The organism is Sulfuricurvum sp. MLSB, from assembly GCF_000747095.1.
In the GTDB taxonomy this organism is placed as follows: Bacteria; Campylobacterota; Campylobacteria; order Campylobacterales; family Sulfurimonadaceae; genus Sulfuricurvum.
The window spans coordinates 1-8,170 of record NZ_JQGL01000021.1 but is presented as its reverse complement, the minus strand read 5'-3'; the positions used below and the strand labels follow the sequence as shown (position 1 = coordinate 8,170).

Annotated in this window: 5 protein-coding genes and 2 pseudogenes; 1 reads left to right on the top strand and 6 read right to left on the bottom strand. The window is 50.6% G+C overall.

The window, feature by feature from the left end:
• Positions 1–235, top strand: a pseudogene (locus tag JU82_RS11615) (glucose-6-phosphate isomerase); the annotation flags it as partial.
• Positions 236–247: 12 nt separating this feature from the next.
• Here the strand turns inward: JU82_RS11615 and JU82_RS11610 are convergent.
• The 6 genes and pseudogenes from JU82_RS11610 to JU82_RS02655 all read right to left on the bottom strand — a co-directional run.
• Positions 248–598: a CZB domain-containing protein gene (locus tag JU82_RS11610; protein ID WP_294892038.1), complete on the bottom strand. Its 351-nt coding sequence runs from the start codon at positions 596–598 to the stop codon at positions 248–250.
• A gap of 45 nt (positions 599–643) precedes the next feature.
• Positions 644–1,258, bottom strand: a pseudogene (locus tag JU82_RS11605) (methyl-accepting chemotaxis protein); the annotation flags it as partial.
• A 421-nt stretch (positions 1,259–1,679) separates the two neighbouring features.
• Positions 1,680–2,168: a PAS domain-containing protein gene (locus JU82_RS02670; RefSeq protein WP_037946188.1), complete on the bottom strand. Its 489-nt coding sequence runs from the start codon at positions 2,166–2,168 to the stop codon at positions 1,680–1,682.
• A gap of 43 nt (positions 2,169–2,211) precedes the next feature.
• Positions 2,212–3,558, bottom strand: a complete 1,347-nt coding sequence (gene dbpA / locus JU82_RS02665) for an ATP-dependent RNA helicase DbpA (protein WP_037946186.1) — start codon at positions 3,556–3,558, stop codon at positions 2,212–2,214.
• Between the two features lie 67 nt (positions 3,559–3,625).
• Complete coding sequence (gene acnB / locus JU82_RS02660) at positions 3,626–6,235, bottom strand: bifunctional aconitate hydratase 2/2-methylisocitrate dehydratase (protein WP_294892031.1); 2,610 nt, start codon at positions 6,233–6,235, stop codon at positions 3,626–3,628.
• Positions 6,236–6,467: 232 nt separating this feature from the next.
• Positions 6,468–8,170, bottom strand: a 1,703-nt coding sequence (locus JU82_RS02655) for a DNA translocase FtsK (protein ID WP_294892030.1), incomplete at its 5' end; no start/stop codon positions are given.

The window sequence follows — 8,170 nt, the reverse complement described above, 5'->3', positions numbered from 1 at the left end:
GTTTAACGAGTTGATCAACGCGCAGTGCATGGCAACGATGAAAAGCGTCATTGACAGCGATGTCAGCGTCGATGAGATCGAATGGAAAAAGATCGATGAACATTCGGTCGGTGAAATGATCATTTATTACGAACTTCTGACTTCGGCCAGCGGGGCGCTTTTGGAAATCAATACCTACGATCAACCGGGCGTCGAATTGGGGAAACAGATTTTGGAAGGGTATTTTAAAAGCTGACGCGCCGGGGATTTATCCCTGATTCGCGCGTTTCATCAGATCTTCTTCGGATTCTTTGATCAGATTGTCCATCAAGCCGAACAGCGTATAGCTGGCCTCTTCCATCGTTTTGAAATTGTTAAGAACTTCTTCTTGGTGCTCGATAGAGTGGTCTTCGCCTTCAATGAACACAAGATTGTTGTGTACCATGACATGAACCGTTTCATGCGGTTTTTCCATCGGTTTGAAGCTTGAGAGATGGGCGAATCGTTCATGCCCCATACCGCCGTCATACCATTTGCCCAAACGGCAGCTGTGATGATCGGAAAATTGCATCTCGGCTTTCCCGTTGGTAATCGCTTTGTAAGCATTGGATTTGAACATAATGTGGTCGATTTTTGCCAGCGTGACAAACGTCGTATTTTCGATGGCTGTCGCCTGAATCGCCGTGCTTTGCGCATCGCGGTTGAACGTATGGAGCGTTTGACGGAACGATTCGATCGCGTGACTCGATTCGTTTGCGATCTCGTTCATGTCTTCGGAATTCGAGTAAATTTCGGTCGTATCCTGTTGCAACGTCTGAACGGCGATGGCGATTTCGCCGGTCGCTTTCTGCGTCCGCTCGGCCAGTTTGCGCACTTCGTCGGCGACAACGGCAAATCCGCGGCCGTGTTCGCCGGCGCGGGCCGCTTCGATGGCGGCGTTAAGGGCGAGCAGGTTGGTCTGATCGGCGATGTCTTTGATCAGATTGACGACAGAACTGATCTCGCTTGTTTTATCGTTGAGCGAATGGATTGCATCGGCGGAGATTTGGACCAGCTCGATGAGGCGGCTGAGTTTGCTGATGATCTCTTCGAGTTCATTGACGGTCTGAGACGAGTTTTTGGACGTCGTCTGGCTGATTTCGGTAATCTTATGGAGTCTTAGGATGGTGTTTTGCAAATCCTGCTGGATAACTTCAAGCCCTCCGCCTACGCCCGCACCGACTTTTCCGAGCGCGCTGTTAAGGATCGATTTTTGGACATGCAGATAATTGCTGTGCATCGCATCAATAGCTTTATTGACAAAATTGCTTGCTTCTTTGAATTCGCCCTGCAACCCCTGTGTCAGAATGCGGCGGTGGAATTCGTCACGGCTGGATGCTTCGACGCTCGCACGGATTTCGCGGATGAAAACTTCCGTCTGATCAAGCATATTGTTGGTGTTCCAGCACAAATCGTTCAATTCGCCGTGGTCGGTGATATTGGTAATGCGGTTTTCGAGCATTCCCGCTTCGGCACCTTTGATGACGGCGGCAACCTCGCTGATCGTTTCTTGTGTTTTACGAATGTTGATAAATACGAACCATGCCAGTGCGAAGTTGAAAAAATTCAGAAGGCGAATCCAGCTCCAACCGTAAAATACCATTTCGATGATCAAAGCAATGACGAACAGAGCGATCGACGCTATGTTGGCGTATTGAATCTTAGAGAGAGAGGATAAATTCATCATACGACAGTCCTTTGTCTTTGAGGATTTGGTTTAATGCGGCTTCCGAAGCGCTTACGCCGCCGCTTTTTTCTTTTTGGAGCAACGTCGCGTACAGCGGCTTGATAACGCTAAGGGCTTTTTGCGTCGGTTTCCGGCGCACGGAGTGGTAATTGCTGATTTGACGGTTTGTGTCAAAAGACGGGGTGACATGGGCAAATACCCAGTAATAATCGCCGTTTCGGGTTTTGTTTTTGACGTACGCAAAAATTTCTTTTCCCGCCTGAATGCGGCTCCATAGCAGTTTGAAGACGACTGCGGGCATATCTTCGTGGCGGAGTATGTTATGGGGTTGATTGATCAATTCATGTTCAGAGTAGCCGGACATTTTGATAAAAAGAGAATTCCCATAAGTGATTTTCCCTTTTAAATCGGTTTTGGAGACGATAAACTCCTCTTCAGCGAATGTAAGTTCCTGATTGGCCATAAGTGTCCTCGTATGCGTAAGAAAATATCATAAACAGTTTTCGTTAGTCTAACAGCCACAACCTGAAATTTCTCCCTTTTATCGGGCGATTTTTCAGATTTTGATAAATAGGTTTCGCTAATAAACGCGGAACGGCGAGGTAGCTTAAATGATCCAACTGATCGATCTTGCCGATTTGCTCTTTGGTCAGGCCGCATTCATGAATCAAGGCGCCGACAATGTCGCCGGGGCGGAGTTTCTCTTTGCGGCCCGCATCGATGGAGAGTGTCTGCATCGGGGTTATTGAGAGCGGAGCATCCGAAAAAGGGGGCAGCGCACGAGGGCTCACTGAAATGTCGATCTGCGCCAGAAGGTTGTCTCCCTCAAGCAGCGTGATTGCAAGGCCGTTTTTCCCGGCCCGGCCCGTTCGCCCGATCCGGTGAAGATAACGCTCTTTTTGGGTCGGAACGTCGTAATTGATAATGGCATCGAGCCCGTCGACGTCGATTCCTCTGCCGGCAACGTCGGTGGCGACAAGGACGCTCACGCTCCCGTTGCGGAATTGGATCATGGTTTCGTTCCGGTCGAATTGTTCCATATCGCCGTGCAGCGCGAGAGCATGAACGCCTAATGCGTTGAGTGCCGTGCACACTTTGTCGGTCTCGATTTTCGTATTGCAAAAGATCATGGCATTGCTGATCGCGTGGTGAGCCAGAAGGTGCGGGATGGCAAAAAGTTTATCATCGCATTGATAGGCTATCTCGTCGATCAGCGGTTTATCGCTCGTCGCCTGCGATCGGATCAAGACGGGATTTTCCATCAGCGAGGAGACTAAAGAGAGGATGGCTTCGGGATAGGTTGCCGAAAAAAGCAGGTATTGCGTATCAGCCGGGGCAAAGCCCAAGATAGCGGTAATATCTTCGATAAACCCCATATCGATCATGTGATCCGCCTCGTCAAGGATGACCGATCGGGCGTCTTTGAGTTCCAGAGCCTCTATCTGAAGCAGTTTCAAAACACGTCCCGGCGTTCCGACGATGATATGAGCGCCGTGCTTAAGCGAATGGATCTGTCCTTTCATCGGGACTCCGCCGCAGAGGGTCAGTACTTTGACATTGCCGATTTCAGACGCCAGGGAGCGGATGACTTTGGCAACCTGTTCGGCCAGTTCGCGGGTAGGGCACAAAAGAAGCGACTGGACTTCAAAACGTTTCGGATCGATCCGCTCTAGAACCCCCAGTGAAAAAGCGAGCGTTTTTCCACTTCCGGTAGCGGCTTGTGCGACAACGTTTTTACCCTCCAGAATCGGTGCAAGGGTATCGTTTTGTATCGGCGTCATAGACGTAAAATTTAATCGTGAAAGGGCTTTTCTAAGCGGCAAACGTAACGGTACAGAATCAAAAGAGGGCATGAATGTGCTTTAGGTAAGTAGATGTGCCATTATAGCATAAGCCCCCTTCCGAAGAAGGGAGGAGAGATTAAACGGCTTTGATCGATACGCCGTATTTTTCTTCAGCCACGTTACGTGCCTGAAGTGCGTAGTTGGTAATCTCATTGAAGTTGAGATATTTGTACACGTCGTCCGCTTTACCCGCAAGTTTTTCAGGAACGATGCTCATGTACTCCGCTACGGTCGGGATACGTCCGAGTTTGGCACAGACAGATGCCAGCTCGGCAGAACCAAGGTACACCTGAGTCCCTTTACCCAGACGGTTGTCGAAGTTACGGGTAGAGGTCGAGAATACGGTTGACCCCTCGCGTGAACTTGCCTGGTTACCCATACAGAGTGAACATCCAGGGACCTCCGTCGTAGCGGCTACCGCTTTGTAGACGTCATAGTAGCCTTCGTTGATCAGCTGCTGCTCGTCCATACGGGTCGGCGGTACGATCCAGAATTTTTCAACGGCGATTTTGCCTTCGCCGCGCATCACTTCACCCGCCGCACGGTAGTGGCCGATGTTGGTCATACAGCTTCCGAGGAAGACTTCGTCGATTTTCTCGCCCGCAACTTCGCTGAGGAGCTTGACGTTGTCCGGATCGTTCGGGCATGCCAGAATCGGTTCTTTGACTTCGTTCAGGTCGATCTCGATGATCGCGGCGTATTCCGCATCGGCGTCCGGTTCCATCAGTGACGGAGCGGCGAGCCACTCTTTCATTTTGTCCGCACGGCGCTGCAACGTGCGCGCATCTTCATAGCCGTCTTTGATCATCGCTTCGATGAGGGTGACGTTGGATTTGAGGTACTCGATGACCGGCTCTTTGTTCAAACGGACGGTACATGCCGCCGCCGAACGCTCAGCCGACGCATCGGAAAGTTCGAACGCCTGCTCGACTTTCATGTTCGGCAAACCTTCGATCTCCAGAACACGTCCGTTGAAGATGTTTTTCTTCCCTTTCTTCTCAACGGTCAAAAGACCTTGTTTGATTGCATAGTAGGGAATAGCGTTGACGAGATCACGCAAGGTGATACCCGGTTGCATTTCCCCTTTGAAACGGACAAGAACCGATTCCGGCATCTCAAGCGGCATAGCACCTGTAACACCTGCGAACGCTACGAGACCTGAACCCGCAGGGAAACTGACACCGATCGGAAAACGGGTATGGCTATCGCCACCTGTACCTACAGTGTCAGGAAGAACCATACGGTTCAACCATGAGTGGATAACTCCATCCGCCGGACGAAGGGCAACACCGCTGCGTGAGCTGATAAATGCCGGAAGCGTTGCGTGCAATTTCACATCCGATGGTTTTGGGTATGCTGCCGTATGACAAAATGATTGAAGAACGAAATCAGCCGAGAATCCAAGAGCAGATAGCTCTTTGATCTCGTCGCGCGTCATCGGTCCGGTTGTATCTTGGCTTCCTACGGTGCTTGTGATCGGCTCACAGTACATGCCGGGGCGTACGCCTTCCATACCGCATGCTTTACCCACCATTTTTTGCGCAAGTGTGTATCCTTTGCCCGTATCGGCTGGTTGGATAGGAGTTGCGAAAATGGTTGCAGGAGCCATTCCAAGCGCTGTGCGTGCTTTAGCTGTCAAACCGCGTCCTATGATAAGGGGAATACGTCCGCCGGCACGTACTTCGTCTTCGATCGTGTTTGGACGAAGGCTAAAATTAGCGATTACAGAACCGTTTTTAGTGATGGTTCCCGCTTTGGTGTCGATATCGAGTACATCGCCCGTTTCCATTTGAGACACATCGGCTTCGATAGGGAGTGCGCCTGAGTCTTCACAGGTTGCGAAGAAGATCGGAGCGATGATGCTGCCGATGACGACGCCGCCGGTGCGTTTGTTCGGGATACCCGGAATGTCGTCACCCATGTGCCACTGGACTGAGTTGGCAGCCGATTTACGGCTTGAACCGGTACCGACAACGTCGCCGACGTAGGCGATCTGCATCCCTTTTTGCTTGAGTTCGGCGATTTTGGCGATGCCTTCAGGCATTTTTGCCGAAAGCATGGTAGTCGCGTGAAGCGGGATGTCAGAGCGGGTGAACGCCGCGCTTGCCGGAGAGAGGTCGTCGGTGTTGGTTTCACCCGGGAATTTGAAGACGACGACGCTGAATTTTTCCGCCAGAGGCTTTTTGCTGGTGAACCATTCCGCATCTGCCCAAGACTGGAGTACTTCTTTGGCATATTTGTTGGTTTTGGAGAGTTCGACAACATCATTGAACGCATCGTAAACGAGCAACGTGTGTTTAAGCTCATTCGCAGCATCAGCAGCCAGAGCTTCGATGCTCATTGCATCGATCAAAGGTTTCACGTTGTAACCGCCGACCATTTTTCCGAGGATTTTGATGGCAGCTTTTTTGTGCTCTACGCTATCGATGTCAGCAGAATCCGCAAGGAAAGCTTTTTCCTGAGATTGGACGATTTGGTGCAAGAATGCCGCTTTGACATGAGCGCCGTCGTCAACACCCGGATTGACGCGCTCTGCCAGCATATCGACCAATTCGGTATTTTTGCTTTTTTCGGCTTTGATCAATTCGATCAGATCGGTTACCTGCTCTTTAGTCAGCGGAAGAGGAGGGATGTTTTGCGCCGCACGTTCCGCAACGTGTGCTTTATATTCGTCCATAAAAGCCATGGTGACTCCTGTCTCGTGTAAATTTTGAATGATTATAACAGAAGAAAAAAACATATTTTTTACAATGTTACGAATATACTCATATATTTGCAAAAACTAAAATCATAATGAGTAATATAGTAACATATTAGGTTTGATTCCAAAACATTGCTGTACTGAGTGAGAAATCAAATAGGAGAAAAAGTTACATATTGGGGGTGAAAAGGAAAAGGATGAGTCTCCGCGAGGAGAATCAGAAAGGATCGTTTAGGACGATGTCGCGGTTGCCTTTGGCGTTCGGAGCGGAGAGTATGCCGTTGTTTTCGAGCTGCTCGATTAGGCGGGCAGAGCGGTTGTATCCGATCTGAAGACGGCGCTGCAAATAGCTGATAGAGGTCTTTTGCTCGCTTAGGACGATATTTTTTGCCTCTTCGTAGAGCTCGTCGAGTTCTTCATCGTTGCCGCTGCTTCCGGTATTCCCGGTATTGTCGTCGTTTTCGCGTAAAAAGCGGCGGTCATATTGGGGTTCGCGCTGCGCTTTGAGAAATTCGACCACTTTTTCGATCTCGGTTTCGGTGCTCCACGGCGCATGCAGCCGCACCAGACCGCTCATACCCGGAGGGGTGAAGAGCATGTCCCCGCGTCCGAGCAGCGATTCGGCTCCCATCCCGTCGAGGATGATCTTACTGTCGATCTTCTGGCCGACTTTGTAACTGATACGGGAAGGAAGGTTGGCTTTGATGAGTCCCGTGACGACATCGACACTCGGCCGCTGGGTTGCAACGATCAGATGGATACCGCTGGCACGCGCCATCTGTGCGAGGCGGGCGATCGAGTATTCGACGTCTTTGCCGCTAGTCATCATGAGGTCTGCCAGCTCGTCGATGATGACGACGATATAGGGCAGGGGTTCGTACCCCTCTTTTTTGGCTTTTTCATTGAAGTTTTCGATGTTTTTCGTGCGTGTTTCGCTCATCAGCTTGTAACGGCGTTCCATCTCGTACACCATATTGCTGAGTGCCGCGATTGCCTCTTTGGGCTTGGTAATGACCGGCGTCAACAGATGGGGGATGTCGTTGTAGATCGAAAATTCGAGCATTTTCGGGTCTATCATCAGGAGTTTGAGCTGATCGGGGGAATTTTTGTAGAGCAGGCTCAGAATCATCGCATTGATACCGACGCTTTTGCCGCTTCCGGTTGTTCCCGCGATGAGGAGGTGGGGGAGTTTTTTGAGATCGGTGATGAATGGTTTGCCGACGATGTCTTTTCCCAGAACGAGGGTCAGAGGAGATGCGGCTTCCTTGAACAGCTGGCTTTCAAACAGCTCGCGGATATAGATCGTCTCGACCGTTTTGTTCGGAATCTCGATCCCTACGACGTCTTTGCCGGGGATCGGCGCCTGAATACGGATCGTCTGGGCGCGAAGCGCCATCGCCAGATCGTCTTGAAGCCCCAATATTTTTGAGACTTTGATATTCGCGGCAGGCTTGAATTCAAACGTTGATACTACCGGGCCCGCGTAGGTTCGTACGACGTCGCCGTCGATGTTGAAATGGCCGAGCTTGTCGATCAGATCGCGAATTTTGTCATCCAGTTCGGCTTCATCGACGGCATTTTGTTTTTTGGGCGGCATTTGGAAAAAATCGATGGGAGGGAGTTTGAAGTTCTTGGGCTTCTCGCTTGCTCCACGGTCGATCTGTTCCAGAAGCATTTTATTTTCTTCGAGTTCATCGACGACAATGGCGTGCTGCTTGGACTCTTTGACTTTTTTCGCCATCGTCAAAATAGTCGATTCTTTGGGTGCGGGAGAGGGGATTACTTCTTCTGTGCTTTCGATCGGTTCGATGAGGGAGACGGTCGGAACGGTGTCGGAGGCAGAAGGCTCGACCGAAATGAGGGGTGCGGGAGCTGGAGTCGGCACGTCGTCATGCTGCGTGCGTGTGTCACTGAAATGCT